Annotated in this window: 17 protein-coding genes and 1 riboswitch; of the genes, 7 read left to right on the plus strand and 10 right to left on the minus strand. The window is 51.4% G+C overall.

The features are described from left to right. Positions 1-6 precede the first annotated feature (6 nt). The 3 genes from B5D63_RS05535 to B5D63_RS05545 form a co-directional block, all read right to left on the minus strand. Positions 7-3,429: a SusC/RagA family TonB-linked outer membrane protein gene (locus tag B5D63_RS05535; RefSeq protein WP_200816920.1), complete on the minus strand. Its 3,423-nt coding sequence runs from the start codon at positions 3,427-3,429 to the stop codon at positions 7-9. A gap of 46 nt (positions 3,430-3,475) precedes the next feature. Beyond that, on the minus strand, positions 3,476-4,453 hold the full coding sequence (locus B5D63_RS05540) for a FecR family protein (protein WP_078667730.1): 978 nt from the start codon (positions 4,451-4,453) through the stop codon (positions 3,476-3,478). Between the two features lie 185 nt (positions 4,454-4,638). Next, positions 4,639-5,208: an RNA polymerase sigma-70 factor gene (locus tag B5D63_RS05545; protein WP_078667731.1), complete on the minus strand. Its 570-nt coding sequence runs from the start codon at positions 5,206-5,208 to the stop codon at positions 4,639-4,641. 278 nt (positions 5,209-5,486) lie between these two features. Between B5D63_RS05545 and B5D63_RS05550 the strand changes: the two genes are divergently transcribed. Further along, positions 5,487-6,386 carry a Nif3-like dinuclear metal center hexameric protein gene (locus tag B5D63_RS05550; protein WP_235021464.1) on the plus strand — a complete coding sequence of 300 codons (900 nt, stop codon included), beginning with the start codon at positions 5,487-5,489 and terminating at the stop codon, positions 6,384-6,386. A 67-nt stretch (positions 6,387-6,453) separates the two neighbouring features. Here the strand turns inward: B5D63_RS05550 and B5D63_RS05555 are convergent, their stop codons facing one another. The 3 genes from B5D63_RS05555 to metE all read right to left on the minus strand — a co-directional run bounded on the left by B5D63_RS05555 (position 6,454) and on the right by metE (position 11,638). Then, complete coding sequence (locus tag B5D63_RS05555) at positions 6,454-8,907, minus strand: TonB-dependent receptor (protein WP_078667733.1); 2,454 nt, start codon at positions 8,905-8,907, stop codon at positions 6,454-6,456. Positions 8,908-8,989: 82 nt separating this feature from the next. Next, positions 8,990-9,265: a helix-turn-helix domain-containing protein gene (locus B5D63_RS35695; protein WP_078667734.1), complete on the minus strand. Its 276-nt coding sequence runs from the start codon at positions 9,263-9,265 to the stop codon at positions 8,990-8,992. A 45-nt stretch (positions 9,266-9,310) separates the two neighbouring features. Further along, the gene (gene metE, locus B5D63_RS05565; RefSeq protein WP_078667735.1) at positions 9,311-11,638 is read right to left on the minus strand and encodes a 5-methyltetrahydropteroyltriglutamate--homocysteine S-methyltransferase; all 2,328 of its coding nucleotides are present in this window, start codon (positions 11,636-11,638) and stop codon (positions 9,311-9,313) included. A gap of 168 nt (positions 11,639-11,806) precedes the next feature. After that, positions 11,807-11,987, minus strand: a riboswitch (cobalamin riboswitch). 120 nt (positions 11,988-12,107) lie between these two features. Here metE and B5D63_RS05570 point away from each other — a divergent pair. Continuing rightward, a complete protein-coding gene (locus B5D63_RS05570; protein WP_078667736.1) occupies positions 12,108-12,533 on the plus strand; it encodes a BrxA/BrxB family bacilliredoxin in 426 nt (141 codons plus the stop codon). Positions 12,534-12,671: 138 nt separating this feature from the next. After that, a complete protein-coding gene (locus B5D63_RS05575; RefSeq protein WP_078667737.1) occupies positions 12,672-13,556 on the plus strand; it encodes an NAD(P)-dependent oxidoreductase in 885 nt (294 codons plus the stop codon). Here the strand turns inward: B5D63_RS05575 and B5D63_RS05580 are convergent. The 4 genes from B5D63_RS05580 to B5D63_RS05595 form a co-directional block, all read right to left on the minus strand. Continuing rightward, a complete protein-coding gene (locus B5D63_RS05580) occupies positions 13,551-13,937 on the minus strand; it encodes a winged helix-turn-helix transcriptional regulator (protein WP_078667738.1) in 387 nt (128 codons plus the stop codon). The two genes, B5D63_RS05575 and B5D63_RS05580, sit on opposite strands and share 6 nt — an antisense overlap. Before the next feature lie 21 nt (positions 13,938-13,958). Continuing rightward, complete coding sequence (locus B5D63_RS05585) at positions 13,959-14,372, minus strand: hypothetical protein (RefSeq protein ID WP_078667739.1); 414 nt, start codon at positions 14,370-14,372, stop codon at positions 13,959-13,961. Positions 14,373-14,443: 71 nt separating this feature from the next. Continuing rightward, positions 14,444-14,938 carry a YbhB/YbcL family Raf kinase inhibitor-like protein gene (locus B5D63_RS05590; RefSeq protein WP_078668555.1) on the minus strand — a complete coding sequence of 165 codons (495 nt, stop codon included), beginning with the start codon at positions 14,936-14,938 and terminating at the stop codon, positions 14,444-14,446. Between the two features lie 93 nt (positions 14,939-15,031). Beyond that, complete coding sequence (locus B5D63_RS05595) at positions 15,032-15,850, minus strand: helix-turn-helix domain-containing protein (RefSeq protein ID WP_078667740.1); 819 nt, start codon at positions 15,848-15,850, stop codon at positions 15,032-15,034. A 171-nt stretch (positions 15,851-16,021) separates the two neighbouring features. Here B5D63_RS05595 and B5D63_RS05600 point away from each other — a divergent pair, with 171 nt between their 5' ends. The 4 genes from B5D63_RS05600 to B5D63_RS05615 all read left to right on the plus strand — a co-directional run bounded on the left by B5D63_RS05600 (position 16,022) and on the right by B5D63_RS05615 (position 20,438). Then, a complete protein-coding gene (locus B5D63_RS05600; protein WP_078667741.1) occupies positions 16,022-17,887 on the plus strand; it encodes a WG repeat-containing protein in 1,866 nt (621 codons plus the stop codon). A 154-nt stretch (positions 17,888-18,041) separates the two neighbouring features. Continuing rightward, on the plus strand, positions 18,042-18,629 hold the full coding sequence (locus B5D63_RS05605) for a helix-turn-helix domain-containing protein (RefSeq protein ID WP_078667742.1): 588 nt from the start codon (positions 18,042-18,044) through the stop codon (positions 18,627-18,629). A gap of 11 nt (positions 18,630-18,640) precedes the next feature. Next, on the plus strand, positions 18,641-19,204 hold the full coding sequence (locus B5D63_RS05610) for a helix-turn-helix domain-containing protein (RefSeq protein WP_078667743.1): 564 nt from the start codon (positions 18,641-18,643) through the stop codon (positions 19,202-19,204). 175 nt (positions 19,205-19,379) lie between these two features. Beyond that, a complete protein-coding gene (locus B5D63_RS05615) occupies positions 19,380-20,438 on the plus strand; it encodes an efflux RND transporter periplasmic adaptor subunit (RefSeq protein ID WP_078667744.1) in 1,059 nt (352 codons plus the stop codon). The last annotated feature ends 21 nt before the right edge of the window (positions 20,439-20,459 follow it).

Consider the following 20,459-nt stretch of genomic DNA (forward strand, 5'->3'; position numbering starts at 1 on the left):
CTGTAATTAGAACTTTAAATTCAGGTTGAAACCCATACTGCGGGAAGATGGCGTTTGCAGGTCATCTTTTCCTGTATCCGGATCAACGTTCGGTAACTTGGAGAACAACAGCAGGTTACGACCCACCAGTGACAAGGAGGCGTCCCTGATAAAGGTGCTGCGCATCCATTTTCCGGGCAACTGCCAGGTGAAGTTCACTTCGCGCAGCTTCAGGAAAGTCTGTGAGTAATAGTTGTTATTGGTGTTGGCGTTGTTGCTGGTGTTGATCATATAGTCGATGTAGTTCACCGCTTTGGCATTGGGGGCGAACTTACGGCTGTCGGAGGTGATGTTACCGTCAGCGTCGTATTGAATATCGCCGGAGGTGACGATCACGCCGGGACCCACATAGGTGTTTTTACCGGCATTGGCGTCGTCCCTGAAGGGATTCACAGTGCCGGGATGGGTACCGCCCCACCACATTTTAGCGTTGGTAGTGGAGTAGATCAGTCCGCCGATACGGCCGTCCACCAGGAAACGCAGGGTGAACTGTTTGTACCGGAAAGTGTTTTCCATGCCGTACGTCCAGTCAGGATCGGCGTTGCCGATAAAACGCCGATAAGGATCGCTTTTAGGAAAACCGTTGTTTTCATATACGATATTACCGGAAGGATCTTTTTCATAGACATAATCGAAGATCCTGTCCATACGCTCGCCTACCCTGATTTTATTCAGTTCGGCGGCGCCGCCGTAGATCTCTTTCAGTACACGTTTGTATTTGCTGAAGTTCACCATCACGTCCCAACGGAAATCGCTGCTGCGTACAGGTGTTCCTGTGAGCATAAATTCCCAGCCGGTGCGCATAAAGACGTTGCCATTCAGCAGGTAGGAACCGTAGCCGCTGCTGCTTGCTACCGGTAGCTTTACAATGTTGTTATAATCACGGGCTCTGTAGTAGGTCACATCCAGGCCTATACGATTATCGAGCAGCTTGGTTTCCAGGCCGGCCTCCCATGCACCGGTGGTCTGCGGGTGTATATTCGGATTGCGCAACATATCGCTGAAAGTCAGGGAGGGGATGCCATTCCATTTAATACCTTTATCGTAGGTGGACAGGTGAGAGTAGGTGTAGTCATTGTTCACCGTAGCGAGTACGCCGCTGGAAACCTGTGACCATGAGCCTCTGGCTTTCAGGTAGGACAGCCACTTCGGCATCTTTACCAGTTCGGACACCACCACCGATCCGGAAACGGAAGGATAGAAGAAGGAATTATTGGAGATGGGCAGGGTGGAGATTTTGTCGTTACGCCCGGTAAGCGACAGATAAAAAGCCCCCATAAATTCCATGTCCACAAAACCATAAATACTGCTGGTCCTTCTTTCTTCGATGAAGTTGTAGCCCTGGATGGGGTTGGCTGAATTATCGAGGTTATAAAAGCCGGGGATGGTAAGGCCGTCTGTATTGCTTCTCTGGTATTTATCGTTACGGTAATAGTTGGAACCGCCCACTTCCGCATGTACGGAAAAGTTTTTGCTGAACGTATGCTGGTAGCGGCCGATCAGGTCTGTTACGATGTCGAAGTAGTTTTGGGAGCGGACAATATAGTTGCCTCTGGACTTGCTGCTGTAGCCGATGTAACTGGCAGGTTCCTTGGTATCCTCATTCAGTCCGAAGGCATTGACACCGGAACGCAGCTTCACGCTGAAATCGCGGTTGATCTTATAATCCAGCGTCATGGAACCAAAGGTGTTATTCTTGTAATATCCCGTCAGCAGTTCATACGCCTGAAAATAAGGGTTGTTATACCACGAAGTGTTGTAGTTGCGTTGTTGCAGGTTTTGTTTTCCGGGCTCCCAGTAGTTGCGCAGGTCGCGGATATCCACATCGGAGCCGGTCCACAATACCAGGTTATAGAGGTAGTTGGTAGGTCCGTAGCCCACGGTGGGATAGTTATCGGAATATTGCCGGTTGTAGGTGATACGGGCATCTACGTTCAGCCTGTCGGTCAGGTTGTAGTTGCCGGCGATGCTGAAGGAGCTGTTGTTAAGTTGTGTGTTGGGTACTACGCCCAGCTGATAGATGTGCGAGGCGGAAGCGCGGAAGTTGCCTTTGTCGCCGGACTGGGTAATACTCAGGCTGTTGGTGGAAATCATGCCGGTGCGGAAGAAGTTACGCACGTTGTTTTTTCCGCGGGATATGAAAGGCAGCGGAACAGGTTTACCGGTGGCAGGATCTATGGGACTGTTATACTGGGGTGTTTCCCAGTAGCCGCTGGGGGTGGAAGGATCTTTCTGGTCCAGCTTGGGGCCCCATATCCAGCCGGAGCCTTCGGTACCGCCGCCGGAGCCGTCCACATAGGCGTATTTGCCCTTAGCGCCGTTACCGTAGGTGGTTTGCACATCGGGGATGCGGATGAAGGAAGGTTGGAACATGGTAGAGGAGTTGAAGTCTACCGACAGATCTTTTCCTTTTCCTCTTTTGGTGGTGATCATCAGTGCGCCAAACTGGCCGATGGAGCCGTAGAGGGCGGAGGCGGAGGTGCCTTTAAGCACGTTGATGCTTTCCACGTCGTCGGGATTGACTTTCCACATATCGGCCGTCTGATCGGGGATACCGTCTATTACGATCAGGGGTTTCTGTCCACGCAGCTGGATGGCGGCGTCACGGAACATGTCGGTGGAATTGCGTATCACGAGGCCGGCTACACGACCGGTGAGGGAGCCTATTAGGTTGGGTTCCCTGGCTTTGGTCATGTTGTCGCCCTTAACCGTTTGTACGGCGTATCCCAGCGATTTCTTTTCTTTCTGGATGCCGAGGGCGGTCACCACCACTTCGCTGAGACCGGCCACGTCCTGCTGGAGGGCTACGTCTATCTGCGTGCGGCCGTTTACCGTTATTTCCTGCGGTTTGTAGCCCACGAGGGAAAAGCGCAGTACGTCACCGTCTTCCACGCCGGAGAGGGTATAACGTCCTGTTTCGTTGGTATTGGTGCCTTTTGTTTTTCCTTTGACGGAGATGATGGCGCCGGGCAGGGGACTGTTGTCTTTTGCGTCGGTAACAGTACCTTTAACGGTGATCTGCGCTACAGCGTGACCTGCATTGGGCAGGGTTTTCACTGCATAGTAGTCACCTTGTATCGACTCACAGGTAAGGCCGTAAGGGCGTAACAGCGCCGGCAGTTCCGTGGCCACGTCGGCTTGCTGCATTCTCTTAAGGAGCTGCGGGCTGACTGACTTGCCGTTAAGGATGGCGCTATTGTAGCTGAATTTAACGTGCTGTGTATTTTCCAGTACAGGGAGTACCTCGGACAACGAATAAGTTTCGCGTGTATGTTGTCTGATGGTTCCTTTGGCGATGACATCCTGTGCCTGCGTAGTAAGCGGCACGGCGGGTATCAGGCACAATAAGATCCCTACTACCTTATGATGTATAAGTAGTTTTCGTTGCATAAAATGCGTTTTAATAAAAATCCCGGGTTCGTTTAGGCGGTAACGATCACCTGGCCAGCATAATCATTACCTGGTTGTTGTGTTTATCGATCCTGATATCAAGAGATTTGGTAAGAATATTCAGCAGCACGTCCAGATCGTTGGCAGGCGTGGTGCCGGTGAATTGTAATTGCGACAGTTGTGGTGCATCGAAAGTGACTTCGGCCCCGAATTGTTCTTCAATAAAATCGGCTATCTCTTTCAGCGGCACGTCCCGGAATACTTTCTGGTTGTCTTTCCAGGAGGTGAGCTGCAGCGTATCGGCGTTTTGGCGCGACAGTTCACCGTCGCCGGGCCGGTAGCTGGCCATTTCTCCTGGCTGAAGCACCAGCGTTTGTGCGTTACTATTGATTTTCACCTTTCCGCTGTTAAGCACCACCTGTATGCCTTTGGGGCGGGCGGCCACATGAAAGCGGGTACCCAGCACCTGTACGGTGAGCTGGTCACCGGCGTGCACCATGAATTTTCCCGCGGCATCGGGTGCTACATCAAAAAAAGCTTGGCCGTTGACCCATACCTCCCGTGCGCCAGGCTGCCACCCCGCGCTATCGTATTGCAGCATGGAATTGGCATTGAGGGTGACGACGGTACCGTCTGGCAGCGTGACCGTTTTCATACTGCCGTAACCTGTAGACACGGCTGCCAATAGCGGTTTAGGCTGCGCAGGATGGTACAGTAATATCACTGCTGCGGCCACCGCGGCGGCTGCGGCGGAAACGGCCGCTATCCTGCGTATCAATGTACGACGCCGTACCGGTGAAGGGGCCGGGGCCGTTATCACGGAAAGCTGTTGGAACACCCTTGCAGTGGCAGCGGTGTCCATCGCCGGAGCCGGTAGGTCTTCCAGTTCGTCGGGCAGCGGTAACAGCGCTTCCTGGTCTCCCTGCTGAAGAAACGCGATCAGCTCGGCAGTTTCTCCGGGAGTAATGGAACCATTCGCATGCTTCTTAAACAACGCTTTTATATAGGCCGGGTCCGGGTACATCGGTGTGCTTTATTATATGATACAATTGAAAAAAAGAAAAGGACGATCCAGGGGGGAATTTTTTTATTTTTTTATTTTTTTATTTGGGTATTTGATTTACGGATTTTGAGATTTTTTGATGTTGGAATTTGTGGGATGATCCCCGTTATATTATCCCGAAATCAAAAAATCTCAAAATCCGTAAATCAAATAATAAAATAAAAAAATAACCAAATAGCCAGATATTCCAGTTGCTGGCGGAGGAAACGGCTGGCTTTTACGATCTGGTCTTTGACAGTATTGCGGGAGATGCCCAGGCGGAGGGCTATTTCTTCATGGGAGAGCCCTTCGACGCGACTAAGGCAGAATATCAGCTTTCGTTGCGGCGGTAACATGTCCAGCACCCGGCTTTTGGCCCGCTGAAGGTCTGCGGCGTTCACCGCTTCTTCGGTGGTGTTGACGGAAACAGGCTGGTGGCGGAACACGGATTGCCGGAGATTTTCATCCAGGGCGGCTTTCTTTAAGATATTAAAAACACAGTGCCGGACAGCGGTATGCAGATAAGCCCGGATGGAAAGGGTAGGATCGAGCTGCTGCCGGTTGATCCATACCTTCATGAATACCTCCTGGACAGCCTCTTCTGCCATTTCTGTTGAACGGCATAATTTACAGGCATATCCGAAGAGCGCGTCCTTGTAGGCATAGAACAGCTCCTGAAACGCAGTAGCATCCCCCTCTCTTATTTTAGATATACATTCCACTCCTAATTGACTCATGACGATATGAGGTACAAAATTCAGAACTAATTATTACCTGAATATTAAGGATCAAATAAAAATACACAAAACGTTCACTGAGATTCTGGTGACTTTTGGCGCTTCCTGGCTTTTGGAGAACTAACCGGGGATTAAGTTAGTATAAAAAAGAATAACCCGCCCGGAAAAATTTCCGGTAACCTATTTATCTTGTCCACCCGCTGTATGGATATATACCGGGCCGGCGAGGCTTTGTTTGGAGCTGTTTTTTGGCTATTTTTCATACAAACATGCCATTTATGAAATCAACTGGAATCAGCCGGAGAATGTTCCTTTCTTCCGGCGCTGTCCTTGCCGGATCGGCGGTGCTGGCTGCAAGCCCCCTGAAAAACTGGTCCTTCAGGGAGGAAACACCGTCTGTCGGCGAGATCATCGATGCCTTTATTGCCCAGGTCCCCTCCGGCGCCATCCCCCATACGGTGGACACCCTGAAGGCCGGCTCCCGTGATACAAAGGTCACCGGGGTGGTCACCACCATGTTCGCCACCATAGAAGTGGTCCGGAAAGCCATCGACCTGAAGGCCAATTTTATCATCGCCCACGAGCCCACTTTTTACAATCACCTCGATGATGTAGCCTGGCTGCAGCAGGACGATGTTTATCAATATAAAAAAGCACTACTGGAAAAACATGGGATCGCGGTATGGCGCAACCATGATTATATCCACGCTCATCATCCCGATGGGGTCAATAAAGGGGTGGAAGATATGCTGGGCTGGCGGCAGTGGGCGGTAAAGGATCAGCCGGTGTACGAATTGCCTGCCCCACAGCCCCTGAGCGGACTGATAGCCGAGCTGAAGAAAAAGCTGGGCATCGCCTCCCTGCGCTATGTCGGTGACCTGCAACAGCGCTGCCGGAAAATCCTGCTGCTGCCGGGCGCCTACGGTGGCAAAGCACAGATAGAAGCCATCGGTAAATACAAGCCGGACGTGATCTGCTGCGGCGAAATTGCGGAATGGGAAACGGCCGAATATGTCCGCGACGCACGCGCCAAAGGCGATCAGCTTTCGCTGGTAGTACTGGGACATATTGCCAGCGAAGAACCTGGTTCCATTTTCATGATCGATTGGTTGAAACAACATTTCCCCAAAGTGAAGGCCTTCCACGTGCATCCGGGCAATTCCCTGTCTTTCGCCTAAAAAGAAATTTGCCTTCAGCGACATAAGATATGTTGCTGAAGGCAAATAAAGGTTAAACGGTATTGCGTCAGAATTTAAACGCGATGCTTCCGGTGAAGTTTCTTGTCTTCTGCGGATTCACGGTAGAATAACCGATCCAGTATTCTTTATTGGTGATGTTGTTTAATTTGAAGCCCAGGCGGAAACGGCTGTTCTCATAGAAGATACTGCCGTTGAGAATGGTATACGCCGGCAGATAGAAAGCGCCCAGCTCCCGGTCGTTCACTACTTTGTTGTCGCTGGCGTAATTACCGCCTACGCCGAAGCCCAGTCCTTTTACAGCACCCTGCTGGACCCGATAGCTCACCCACAGGTTGGCCACGGTAGGAGCGCCTGCTGTAGCCGGCCGTAAGCCTTCCAGTTTGGCTTCCGTCTTCTCGAATTTAGAATCGTTATAGGCGTACCCTGCCACCACGTCCAGCCCGCGCGCGGGATGGGCGATCACTTCTACTTCCACGCCCTTGCTGTATTGCGTACCGTCCTGTACAGACACGTTCGGCACATTGGTCGGACGGATAATGTCTTTCACCCGGATATCATAGTAACTAACCGTACCGGTGATCCTATCATTGAGCAGCGATACTTTCACACCGCCTTCCATCTGGTTGGCCTGTTCCGGTTTGAACGGCTTGCCGTTCGGGTTGGCAGTAGCCTTGTTGGTAAACCCGTTCTGGTAGTTGGCAAACAGCGACACCTTGTCTTTTATCGGCTGATATACGATCCCGAATTTGGGGGACAGGGCTGTCTGCGTGTATCCGTTCCCGTATTTACCGCTTACATCGTTGTAGCTTCCTTTGTTGTCGAAGTAATCGATGCGTAAACCGGCTTGTACCAGCAGGTTATCGGTAATGTTCAGCACATCGGAAACATAGGCGCTATAGGTATTGGTGATAAGATTGATAGGATAGGTAAAGGCCAGCCCTTTTGCGTCATATACTTTGTCGAGGTTCCTGCGGTTGAAGTCGCGGTAAGTAGGAATGTCTCCCTTTGCATAAATGGTATCGTACGTGTTCCCACCGAAGAACTGGTTGGACTTGTGATGGAAGAAATCGATGCCGCCTACGAAGCGGTTTCTCAGGCGGCCGATGTTGAAGTCGCCGTTGAAATTGTGTTGCAGCTCGATGACGTTGTCGTGGCTGTTGTTGGTAAACTGGTCATTACGGGAGATGTAACCGTTGCCGATGGCATTCGGATCACCTTTTACTTCCGCATCTGTCAACAGGTAGAAGTAAGGCGAAGGGCCGTCAGAGTAGCTGTTGGTGCTGGTGATGTTCGTCTGCATGCTCCATTGGGAAGACAGGCGGTAGGTCATCTGCCCGAATAAGTTGGTGGAACGGGAGGTCTGATACAGGTCGTTCATCGCGTAGGCGCGCTTGTAGTCGATGTTCAGTCCGTCGGCCCGGTCGGTGCCCAGTTGGGCGATCGGCTGTCCGTAAGAAAAGAAGAACGCGCTGAGACCGGTATTCTGTCCGGCCATATATTCTGCATCGAAATTAAAGGAGAGGCGGTCATTGACGCGGTAGCTGAGGCTGGGGGCGAGGGCTACGCTTCTGTTGAAACCGTAGTCCTGGAAAGAGTTTTCGTAGTTATAGGCGGCGTTGACGCGCATCAGTACGTCCCGGTTTTTATCCAGCGGGGTGTTGATATCGGCGCTGAAACGGTTGAAACCGAAGCTGCCGACGGCAAAACCGGCTTCGCCGCCGAAGTGGTCATACGGTTTTTTGGTGACGCGGTTGATCAACCCGCCATAGCTGGTAAGGTTGCTGCCAAACAGGGTGGCGGAAGGTCCTTTCATGACTTCTATTCTTTCCAGGTTAGAGGCGTCGATACGGGAGGTAACGTTGCCGGCTATACCGTTGCGCAGCTGGCTCTGTACCACGAAGCCGCGCATGCTGTAATAGCCGCCGCCATCGCCGCCGCGGCCGGTGGCGTCCCACATTTTGGTGACACCGGTGGCGTTCTGCATGGCGTCGTCCACGGAAAAGACCTGCTGTTGCTGCAGCAACTCTTTGGTGATGGTGGTATATACCTGCGGGTTCTCAATGTTTTTCAGTGGTATTTTAGCCACTTCGTAAGTGCTTTTACGGGTAATCCCGCTATGGTTGCCTTTTACGACCACTTCCTGCAACGCTTTGCTGGAAGCTTCCAGTGTGAAGGAAACGGTGGCGGTTTGGCCCTGTTCTACAGTGACTTCTTCAGTGATAGTGCTGTAGCCGGCAAGGGTAATCAGCAGATGGTATTTACCCGGTGATACATGACGGAACACAAAAGAGCCGTCTGCTTCGGTGGTGGTGGTGACATTAGGCTCTGCCAGCACAATCATGACGTCTGCTGCCGGTCTGGCGTCGGAGGTGAGTACCTTCCCGCGGATAACGCCTGCTTTTTCCGTCTCCGGATCATTGGCGGATGCATTCAAAACAAATAATAACAGTAATCCCAGTGTGACAATCTTAGATATTACAATGCCAAAGCGGCGTTCCATATTGAAAATTTTTCACAAAATTGGGGCGTAGTGGCCGCTGGAGTGTATCGGATCAGGAAAAATTATTTACGCAATCCGGAAATTAATCTTGTGCGTCTTTGGAAAAGAGGCCGGGAGAAAAGCCGAACTTCTTCTTAAACATCTTACTGAAATATTGTATGGATGAATAACCGAGTTCTTCAGCTATATGCTTGATGGGGACATTGGAGCATCCCGTTAATACATTGCAGCATAGCCGCGTTGGTTGGAACGCCCATATTGGCCGGCTGTATATTTTCCCGGCGATAACGCTGTCGCAGAAAGGCTGAAGGGAAGGTCTGCCGGCGGCTGGAAACTGAATAAGGTTGCTTATGAACAATCCTCCGGCGGCAGTGTCGCCGCCGGATAATTAAAGAAGGGTAGCTTACACGGCTGTAGCAGCGACTGCTTCCCGCAATTCGCGGGCGGCGGCTACCATGGCGATGAGCGCTTTCCGCGTTTCTTCCCAGTGGCGTGTTTTCAGGCCGCAGTCAGGGTTTACCCACAGCTGGTCTGCCGGGATAACTGCTTTGGCTTTTTCCATGAGCGCCGTCATCTCTGCTACGGAAGGTACGCGCGGCGAGTGGATGTCATACACGCCCGGCCCGATCTCGTTCGGATAGCGGAACGCTGCGAATGCGTCCAGCAGCTCCATCTGGGAGCGGGAACATTCGATGGTGATCACGTCGGCGTCCATGTCCGCAATATGCTGGATGATATCATTGAACTCCGAATAACACATATGCGTGTGCACCTGTGTTTCGTCTTTTACACCGCTGGCGGCTATACGAAAAGCGCGTACCGCCCATTGCAAATAGGCTTGCCAGTTTTCTTTCCTTAACGGAAGTCCTTCGCGGATAGCTGGTTCATCTATCTGGATGACTTTGATGCCTGCCTGTTCCAGGTCGGTCACCTCATCCCGGATGGCCAGCGCTATCTGCGTGCAGGTCTCGCTGCGGGGCTGATCGTTCCGTACAAAGCTCCACTGAAGGATGGTCACGGGTCCTGTCAGCATACCTTTTACCAGTTTGCTGGTCAGGGACTGTGCGTAGGCCGACCAGTAAACGGTCATGGGTGTTTCGCGGTGTACATCGCCGTAAATGATGGGCGGCTTCACGCAACGGGAGCCATAACTCTGTACCCAGCCGTTGTCGGTGAAAACGAAACCGGACAATTGTTCTCCGAAATATTCCACCATATCGTTGCGCTCAAACTCGCCGTGCACCAGCACATCGATGCCTATTTCTTCCTGCCAGCGGATCGCCTTCTCCGTTTCTGTTTTCAGCAACGTATCATATTGTTCCGGCGTGATCTCTTGTTTTTTAAGACCGGCGCGCCAGGTGCGTACTTCTTTGGTCTGCGGGAAAGAGCCGATGGTGGTAGTGGGAAACAGCGGCAGTTGCAGTGCAGCGCGCTGTTGTATCCTGCGTTGCGCGAATGGGTGCTGCCGTTGTGCATCCGCATCGGTTATTTGTGCTGTACGTTGTTTTACTTTTTCGTTGTGGATCAGGGGAGATGTTTTCCTGCTGTCTATCGCTTTGATGTTTTCGTCCAGCCGGGCTTTCGCGGCGGGAGAGGGTGCGTCGCAGGACAGTTGTTGCAGGGTAACTACCTCGTCTGTCTTCTGCCTGGCGAATGCCATCCACTGTTTGATGGCCGGTGTCAGCGTGCTTTCGTTGGTTTCCAGGCTGAGATCACAGGGGGAGTGCAGCAGGGAACACGATGGCGCTATCCATACCCTGTCTGCCCCGATTTTATTACTGGCTTCCCATATCAGTGAAAGCGAATGCCGGTAATCGTTGATCCAGATATTCCTTCCGTCTACCAGTCCCAGCGAAAGCTGCAGCGTATCGGACAGCAGCGGGGACGCAAGGATGTCCCCCAGCTGGCTTGGGCATCTCACCAGGTCCAGGTGAAGGGTATCGACGGGCAGCTGCAGGACTGCCGGCAGGTTATCACCATAACATTCAAAGTAACTGGCGAGCATAATATGCAGGTCAGGGAAGGTGCTCCTGATGGCCTGGTAAGTAGTGGCGTACACGTGTCTTTCTTGATCCGTGAGGTTGAGTGACAGGAAGGGTTCATCCAGCTGGATACAACGTGCGCCCGCGTCGTACAGTTTACCGATGAGCTGCATGTACACCGGCAATAAGCGGTCTGTCAGATCAATACGGGAGAAATGCGCTTCTTTTTCTTTGCCCAGCAACAGGTAGGAAACAGGGCCTATCAGCACTGGTTTGGCGTTGATCTGCAGCTGACGGGCTTCTTTAAATTCATCGACCGCTTTTTCGGAGAACAGCGAGAACTGCTGCGTGGCAGTGAATTCCGGCACTATGTAATGGTAGTTGGTGTCAAACCATTTGGTCATCTCCATGGCGGTGATATCGTAGCCGTCCTGCTGGTAACCTCTTGCCATAGCAAACATCAGGTCGGTAACGGATAGCTGTCGGTCTGTGATCAGCGGGGCATAACGTTGGGGAATGGCGCCCATCATCAGGCTCATGTCGAGCACCTGGTCGTAGTAGGAGAAATCATTGCAGGGGATAAGCTCGATACCGGCCTGCTGTTGCAGTTGCCAGTGCTGATGGCGGATATCGCGCCCTGTCGTTAATAAGTCAGCCAATGACTGTTTACCTGCCCAATAAGCTTCGCAGGCTTTTTTGAGTTCACGCCGGCTGCCTATCCTCGGGTAGCCAAGATTGTGTGTACGCATCTGAAACTTTTAAAATGATAAAATCAATTAAAAGTTCTTCGCTGAATTTCACGATGTTTCGAAGAGAAAAGGAGGGTAGAAGAGCATAGACGATCTCCCTGCAGGGCACAGGATGCCCATAGGTATACAGAGAGGAATCACTCGACGATCGCTTCAATCCACGAAAGCACTGTCAAATCCGGTAAGGCAGGTCTCCTGGCTTGTAACATTTTGCCGTCCTTCCCACCTTGCGGCAGTGGACATTGATTGGCAAAACCTTTTAGTTACTTACAGTTGCGGGACAGCTTGTGATTTACACACAATTCCCTATTAATTTACGTGCAGTAAAACCTTATCCGGCTGATAAGAAATAAAGTAAGAACTGATTGTGTGCGAAAGTAGGGAATTTGACAGAAAAAACATTTTTAAATGTTTCGTTGTTATAGAGGCGATATGATGACCCTTTTACTCACCCTCAAAATGTTCGAGTATGCCTTACTCCCCTTTGTTAATCAAACCTTTCAGAGATGAACTGATGGACGTCGGTGTAAAGGAGTTGCTGACTCCTGAAGAAGTGGACAAGATCATGGCCCAGGACGGTACCACGCTGGTGGTGATCAACAGTGTCTGCGGTTGTGCGGCAGGCATGGCCCGCCCCGCTATCAGGATGGTCATGGAAAATGCCGGTGTAAAGAAACCGGACCGGGTAGTGTCTGTGTTTGCAGGACAGGACCTGGAGGCTACCGCGCGCTTCCGCAACTACATCGCCGATATTCCTCCTTCTTCCCCGTCCATTGCTATGTTTAAAGACAGGGAGCTGATTTATTTCCTTCCGAAGCACCGGATTGAAGGCCGCGATGCCCATGCCCTCGCGGAGGAGCTGACGGGAGTCTTTGAAGAGTTTCTTGCAGTGTAAAAAGCCGGCCGGGTCATCACGATCCGGCCTTTTATTTTTACAGGGATAAATTTTTCCCTCCCGGGAATCTTTTCTCCCGTATTGCCAGAAGTAGCCATGGTTGCTAATTTGCTGTATCGTTCAGTAAATAGTTGTACCATGACAGGAACAGGTAAAATCACCGTAATCGGTTTGGGCGCCATGGGCGCCGCTATCGCCGGCGCTTTGCTGGCAAAAGGATTTCATGTCACCGTATGGAACCGTACGCCGGAGAAAGCTGCACTGCTGGTGCAGCGAGGCGCCGTTCTCGCCTCGGAGCCTGCGGCTGCCATCGTCGCCAGCCCGGTGACCATCGTATGTGTATCAGATTATGACACAGCCACAAAAATATTGGACATGACAGGGGTGCCTGCCACCCTGAAAGGCCGTACGCTGATACTGCTGAGTGCCGGCACGCCTAACGATGCCCGTTCCCTGGATGCATGGGTACATGCGGAGGAAGGGCATTGCCTGCATGGCGGTATCGCCGCCTGGCCGCGGCAGATAGGTACAGCGGAAGCCATGATCACCGCTTCCGGCGATAAGGCTGTTTTTGACCAGCAGCGCAGCGTACTGGAAGCGCTGGCCGGTACCGTGCACTTCGCCGGTGAAGGACCCGGTACTGCAGCGACCTTAACCACTGCGGCCATGGCCTACCTGGCGGGCAACTGGATAGGCTTCTGCTACGGTGCGCTCATCTGCGAAAAAGAAGGACTGAAAGTGGATGAATTCGGGCAACTCATGGAAGGTTTTACACCCATGCTGGCAGCGGAAGTACGGCATATGGGCGAGGTGATCCAACACAACCGTTTCAGTGATCCGGAAAGTACGATCAATACTACCGGTCTGGACCTTCGGCTGCTGCTGCAGCATACCCGGGAGGCCGGTCTCCATACGGCCCTGCCCGAACTGGCGGCCGATATTTTCAACAAAGCCATCGCTGCGGGTTACGGCAAAGAAGAACACGCTGCTATTATTAAAATACTGCGTAAGCAGGACTCATGACCGCTCCTGTAACAAGGTGCAGGAACCTTCTTCGTAGGAGGCATTATGGCGGTGGATATAAGCTTTGTGCCGGTTGCCCCAGTCCTCCAGCGTCTGAATCACTGGCAGTACACTTTCGCCAGCTTCGGTGAGCCAGTATTCCACCCTGGCCGGGGTTTCTGCATATATTTTTTTGTAGATAATGCCATACGCTTCCAGTTCTCTCAGGTGCGCGTTAATAATACGCGGGCTGACGGCGTGCATTACCCGGTGAATGGCGCTGGGCCGCCGGACACCGTCCATGATGCAGGTCATGATCCAGGCTTTCCATTTGCCGCCTATCACCTTGAGGGTTACGGCGAGGCCGCAATCCAGCAGTTCCGGTATTTTCTTTTCGTACATAAAGGAAAGGTTTCCGTAAAGTTAAGGTATCGGCGGCAGGGTATCGGCAGGGAAAAATTTGTCCCTGTGATCTTCGCTGGTCTTAAACAACTGTGGACATAGCCGGGATAGCCCCAGCTGCTGCTCCAGCTTCCCGGAAATCTGCTGCTGTGTCAGCACGCCCTGCGGTAGTAGGAATATCCCTTTAAACAGGCAACAGGCATCGGTGACGGTCAGGGCAAATAAATAATAGCCGTGCGGTGCACCATCCCTTTCAGGATAGTAGCGGTTTTCATACACGACGATCTCCGGATGCAGTAAGGGGAAGTTATATTCACCGCAAACAAGCGATCCCCCTTCGAGGAAGAAATGATGGTGGAAGCCCCGGGCCTCGTATTGACGAATGAGGTAGCACAATTCCCGCTCTATATTGTCATATACATTTGTGGTGTGCATCGTAGATGATGTTGTGATCATAATAGTTTGTCCCGGTGCGTTATCGCACCGGGACAACTCGTTTTAAGCAATTAATGTTGCTGGCCGTACACCACCAGCGAAGCCTTCGCCAGTGTGGCGAAGTGCATGTTAAAGCCTACCAGTGCCGGTGAAGTCTCTTTGTCCAGTGCCAGTTTTTCACGGAGGGCGTGCACCGTGATCAGGTAACGATGCGCCGGTCCGTCATTGGGCGCTGCGCCGATATAACCGGGCAGGCCCGCGTCCGTATTGCTTTGTACCGCTCCTGCCGGCAGCAGGTTTTTCGCCGGATCGCCGGCGCCGGCCGCCAGCTCTTGAATGTGGGAAGGGATATTAAACACCACCCAGTGCCAGAAGCCGCTGCCGGTGGGAGCGTCCAGGTCGTAGATGGTAACGGCGAAACTTTGGGTGGCTTCGGGTGCATGCTCCCAGTACAGTTGAGGGGACTGGTTGTCGCCGTTATAACCCATACCGTTTGCGTAATGTTTATTGGCCAGCTGGCCGCCCAGTTCGTTGCTCTTTAAAGTAAATGTTGTTGCTGTTGCCATGATCTTTTCTTTTTGTTTGAATGATAAGGCAAAGGTAGCTGCGGGGGCAGGCAGCAAAGGATAGGTAACCGGTCAAAAACTATCGCTAAACGTTCAATTTGATAATTGATATTGTTTGGGAGTGATACCGTAGATCTGTTTGAATGACTGGATAAAGCTGGAGAGGTTTTCATAGCCCAGTTCATAATAAATTTCGCTGGCCTTGCGGTTGTCCTGCCGCAGCATAGTCGCCGCCCGCTCCATCTTTTTTTCCAGCAGCCACCGGTTAGGGCTGTTGCCATAGATACGGGCAAATTTACGCTTGAAGGAAGACAGGCTCATATTACATAAGAATGCCAGCTCCTCCACCGTGATATGGTTGTCCATATGGGAGGTGACCGCCTGCCGGAGCATCAGGTCATCGTTGGCAGCGGTATGCATATGCCGGATCTGCTGCATCTGTTCGGGGTAATGGATAGCGAGATATAAAAACAGCTCTTCCAGTTTCACCCGCTGAAGGTCGGGGTGGATGGGCGCTGCGCCTTGCAGCATATAGTCGAGGGAGTGAATGAAATTGACCAGGAAAGCGTCTTTTTCAAACAATACAAACGGCCGGGCGCCGGTTGCCGGTGCGGATGTTGTTGTCAGCGAAGGATGACGGTCAAAAAAATCCGTCGCCATGCTGCTATCGAACAGCAACAGGATACTGTGATACGGCGCATCGGGAGCGGCCAGCTTTTCGCTCATCAGGCAGTTGCCTGCAGCTAACATGATAAACTGGTGCGGCCTCACCGTTACCTGTGTGCCGGCAAAATGAACGGTTTTTTCGCCCTCCAGCAAAAAGGTAAACAGATGTTGCTGCAGGGTTATCTTAGCCCTGACAGCAGGCTGGTGAGTGCGGTGGCGGAGGATGGATAAAGCATGTTCATTCATGACCGAAAGTATGATAATGATACCGGCAACGGCATAAAGTTAGTGTATTCCTGCATTTATTGCGGCTGGTAAAGACGACGGTGGTTTTGAGGTTAGGTGTTTTTTTACTAATTTTCGCCTCCGAAAGGGTTTGTTAACCAACTCCCCGATGTTTAATTATTAATAAAAGTCATGAGGAAAATCACCAATCGAGCTAGTGTATGCGTAGCCGTTACACTTGGACTGCTGTCATGCAAAAGTCACCAACCATCCCAGTTTGTAAAAGATTTTGTCAAACAATTAGACGGTAAGAGCCTGGAAGAGGCCAAAGCGCGCCTCGAAGAAGAGAATGCCAACGTCACTGCGTATCTCCGGTTCATGGAAACGTTTAAAGACGAGGATAAACCGGAACATGTTAAACCCGAAGACGAGAGAGAAGGAACACCTTTCGCCATCGCCGGCGCAGCACAGATGGAGGCGGCATATGAACACGCACTCTCAGAAATTGGATTCAACCAGACCTTTAGCCGGACGCACAGCCTGCTGCAACCGGATGGTGTCTCCCTGCGAAGGAGTCATGTGGACGACCCTGACTTCATTGTCAAAGAAGTATATTATCACGATGGTACCAAACAGACCGTGGAACTGGACCTGAAAGAGACTAAGCGCTTAAATTCGCTCAAAACGGTAGATAGTGTTTTGGTGGAGGTACAATATAACTATCCCGTGAAAACCGCTGTTGTCTCTCTCGACGGAAAAGGCGACAAAGGGAATTATAAAGGCAGCACCCTGAAAGTGGAACGCATCCAGGACAACTTTGTCCGTGTTTCTATGGAGAAAGAAGCTTACAAAGACTACCTCGAAATAGAAGCGTTTAACAAAGAAGGAAAACTCATCAGCCGCAGCAGCTATACAAAAGCGCCTGAAGGCGGAGAGAAGATCGGCGTACTGCTGAAAGACTACCAAAAAATATTGGAGGGATTTTTAAAGCGGCTGGAGAAAAAAGAATACAAGGACATCGCGGCCCTTCAGAAAGATATCCTGGAAAAGATGCCGGCTGTTACGCCTTTTGATGATGTGGAGGAAGGAAATGTAGATGCTTATTTCTACGGCAATGTGGCGAAGGTTAAAGTACATCTGAAAGACGAAGAGAAGGAAGGAAAGAAGACAATGGTACTGCGTAATCTCGCCCCCAACTATACCGGCCTGCTGCTGGTAGAGGACGAAGCCACCCATAAAGCCGGCTTTATATCCGCCGCTACCGGCCAAACGGTGATTCCCTTTAACTATGAAGGGATACACCAGGTATCGCCATGGTTCTTTGGCACCAAAGATACTTCCGGGTTTCATTACTTCCGCCTGGATACCGCGGCCCAACAGCTGGTGCCCATGAACGAACATGTGGAAGAACTGACGGCAGACCTCGTGAAAGTGTCTCCTAACCGGCAGGAGGAAAGTAAATTCGGTGTAATGACGAACACCGGCCGCCTGCTGCTGCCGATAGAATTTGATGATGTGACTGTTGAACCTGCCACTAACCTGTTACTGGCCAACAAAAACAGGGAGGACTGGCCGCTGGGCGGAATGACCTTCATTTATGATAACACCGGTAAACAAATAGCAGGACCTTATAAAATTGACGGCGGTTTCGACCACGGTCTCATGCTGGTAAAAGATGTCAGTGGTAATGGTTTCTTTATCAATCCTCAGGGCGCGAAGGTCATCGACCTGAAAGGCTATTACAACCCGGAACCCTTTACCGAAGGCCTCGCCTCCATGGAAAACGAAACCGGTAACACCGGGTTCCTGAATACGCAAGGCAAGGTGGCTATTCCTTTTGAGTACCGTTCCGCTACGGCGTTCAACCAGGGCATTTCCATGGTGGTGCGCACCAACAGCAGTAACGTGAACGAAGCGGCGCTGATTAATACTTCCGGTGCAACGGTGGTGCCGTTTGCCGCTTCGCCAGATACCGATACGGATGGTGACGGGCCATCCAGGATCTATACCCTGCAGAACAAAAAGTTCGATGCATGGGGCAAAGAACTAAAGAAATAATGCAATAAGCATAACAGGAAAACGGGTTGCAGCGGCTGCAACCCGTTTTTTTATTGCCCGGGCCTGCCCACAATCATGTAAATGTTTCTGAAAATTGTATAACATATCCCGGGCAGCGTGTAAGATTTTTGCATAAACGCCATCATTGGGTCTTATGCTTAGCAATTATAAGGTTTTCATCAAAGGGATGGTCTGCGACAGATGTATCCTCACCATCAGGGACGCTTTCCGTGACCTTGATATCCCGGTTGTCAACATCAGCCTGGGGGAAGTAACTACGGTGTCTGCCCTGTCGGCCCCGGATATTGTTGCTCTTGGTAAAAGCTTGTCCGTGCTGGGTTTTGAGCTTCTGGAAGACAGGAAAACCAAACTGGTGAGGGATATCAAGATGCTGGTGGAACAGGTGTACTCCGGGAATTATGATTTCCCGGACCGCTTCCGTTTCTCCGACGTGGTGGTCCGTAGGCTCAACAAAGATTATGATACCGTGAGCAGTATATTCTCCGCTGCCGAAGCCACTACGCTGGAAAGATACATTATGGAGTACCGTATAGAAAAAGCAAAGGAACTGCTGGTATATACCGATGAAACACTGGCAGACATGGCCTACCGGCTGGGCTTCAGCAGCGCGGCCCATCTGTCGCGCCAGTTTAAGGCCACCACCGGCCTGAATACTTCCTGGTTTAAAGAAATCCGCAAAACAAAACTATCCCTTTCTCATAACGAAGATTCCCTGTCTTAAACGATATCCTTATGGAAAAAGTCAGCGTAAAAAATATGGTCTGCAGCCGCTGCGTGATGGTGGTGACACAATACGTTGCGCCACTGAATGTCGGATTGCAGCAGGTCACGCTGGGAGAATTGGTTTTTAAAAATAAAATCACGGCAGCACAAAAGGACCTGGTAAGAAATACGTTGATACCCTTCGGGTTTGAAGTGATTGACGATGATAAAATGAGGATGGTGGAACGGATCAAACATATTATCATCAACCTGGTGCATTACCAGGAAGAGGGCATGAACAACAATCTCTCGGAGATCCTGAGTGCCGACCTGCACTGTGTTTACAATTACCTGTCCGGCATTTTTTCGGAAGTCACCGGGAAAACGATCGAAAAATATTACATCGCCCAGAAGATTGAGCGGGCAAAAGAACTGCTGGATTATGACGAGCTGACCTTAAGCGAAATAGCGCACCGGTTGAATTATTCCAGCGTTGCTTACTTAAGCAACCAGTTTAAAAAAGTGGCCGGGCTGGCGCCGAGTGTGTATAAACAACAGAAGAGCGAAAGACGGACATCTCTCGATAAGCTGTAATGAGTCGGGGCGCGCGGCAAGGTAAAGGTTTGGTGTACACCAAACCTTTTTTGTTTCCCTGCGGTGCTATAAAATCTTACAAACCTTTAGGCCTATAGTATAATAGCCAGGGCTGTTGCCGGATCTACTTTTGTGGTCAAAGAAAACAATAAGCATTCACATCAATCAAAATGTTATGTTTCGAATTCCCATTCATCCGATCCTGCTCTCACTGGCTGTTTCAGCAAGTTTTCTTGCTGCCTGCAGCAGCGGTAAGTCTGCACCGCAGCAAGCTGCTGCGGCGCCTTCACCAGCGGTCCCCGTTGATATAGTGCTGGCACAGGAGGAGACATTGAACCAGCATGAAAGCATTACCGGCACCACCCTTCCTTTCAGGGAAGTCACTATCAGAAGCGAAGTCCCCCAGCGTATCCTGCACGTAGGCTTTCAGGACGGGGCGCATGTAGCCCAGGGACAGCTTTTATATAAACTCAATGATGCTGACCTGCAGGCGCGGCTGAAACAGCTTTCAGCAGAGCTGCAGCTGGCGGCGCTCAATGAAAAGCGGCTGGCAGACCTGCTTAAGACCGAAGCGGTCAGGCAGCAGGAATACGACGAAGTAGCTACGAAGCTGAATATGTTGCAGGCACAGAAGGAAATACTGCAGGCTGAGCTGGCGAAAACAGCCATCCATGCGCCTTTCTCCGGCAACATCGGCATCACCAGAATGGTGGCTGGCGCTTATGTAACGCCGAACGTGGAGCTGGTCAGCCTGCAAGACCTTGCACAGATCAAAATCAACTTCGCGGTACCGGAGAAATACCTGCCGCTGATTAAGGCCGGCAGCACGGTGCATTTCATAACGGGACTGTCTGCCGATCAGTATACCGCTACCATCAAAGCCACAGAACCCGGTGTGGATGCCGATAACAGGAGCATCCTCGTGCAGGCGGTGGCAGCCAATCCCGGCGGCAGGCTGAAAGGAGGGCTGTCTGCCAGAATATTCTTCTCCACCACCGGTACAGACACCAAAGGCATTACCATCCCTACGGAAGCGCTGATACCCGGGGGCAACGGTTACGCTGTTTTCGTGAAGAAAGGCGGCGCGGCTAAAATGTCGCCGGTAACTATCAGCAGCAGAACGGAGACACATGCCGTGATCACCTCCGGCCTGGCTGACGGGGACAGTGTGATCGTTTCCAACATCCTCCGGTTGGGCGATGGCGCACCGGTACAGGCTGTGGCATCCAAATAAGACTTCAAATCACTTACGATC

It is taken from the genome of Chitinophaga eiseniae, assembly GCF_900167135.1.
Lineage (GTDB): Bacteria > Bacteroidota > Bacteroidia > Chitinophagales > Chitinophagaceae > Chitinophaga > Chitinophaga eiseniae.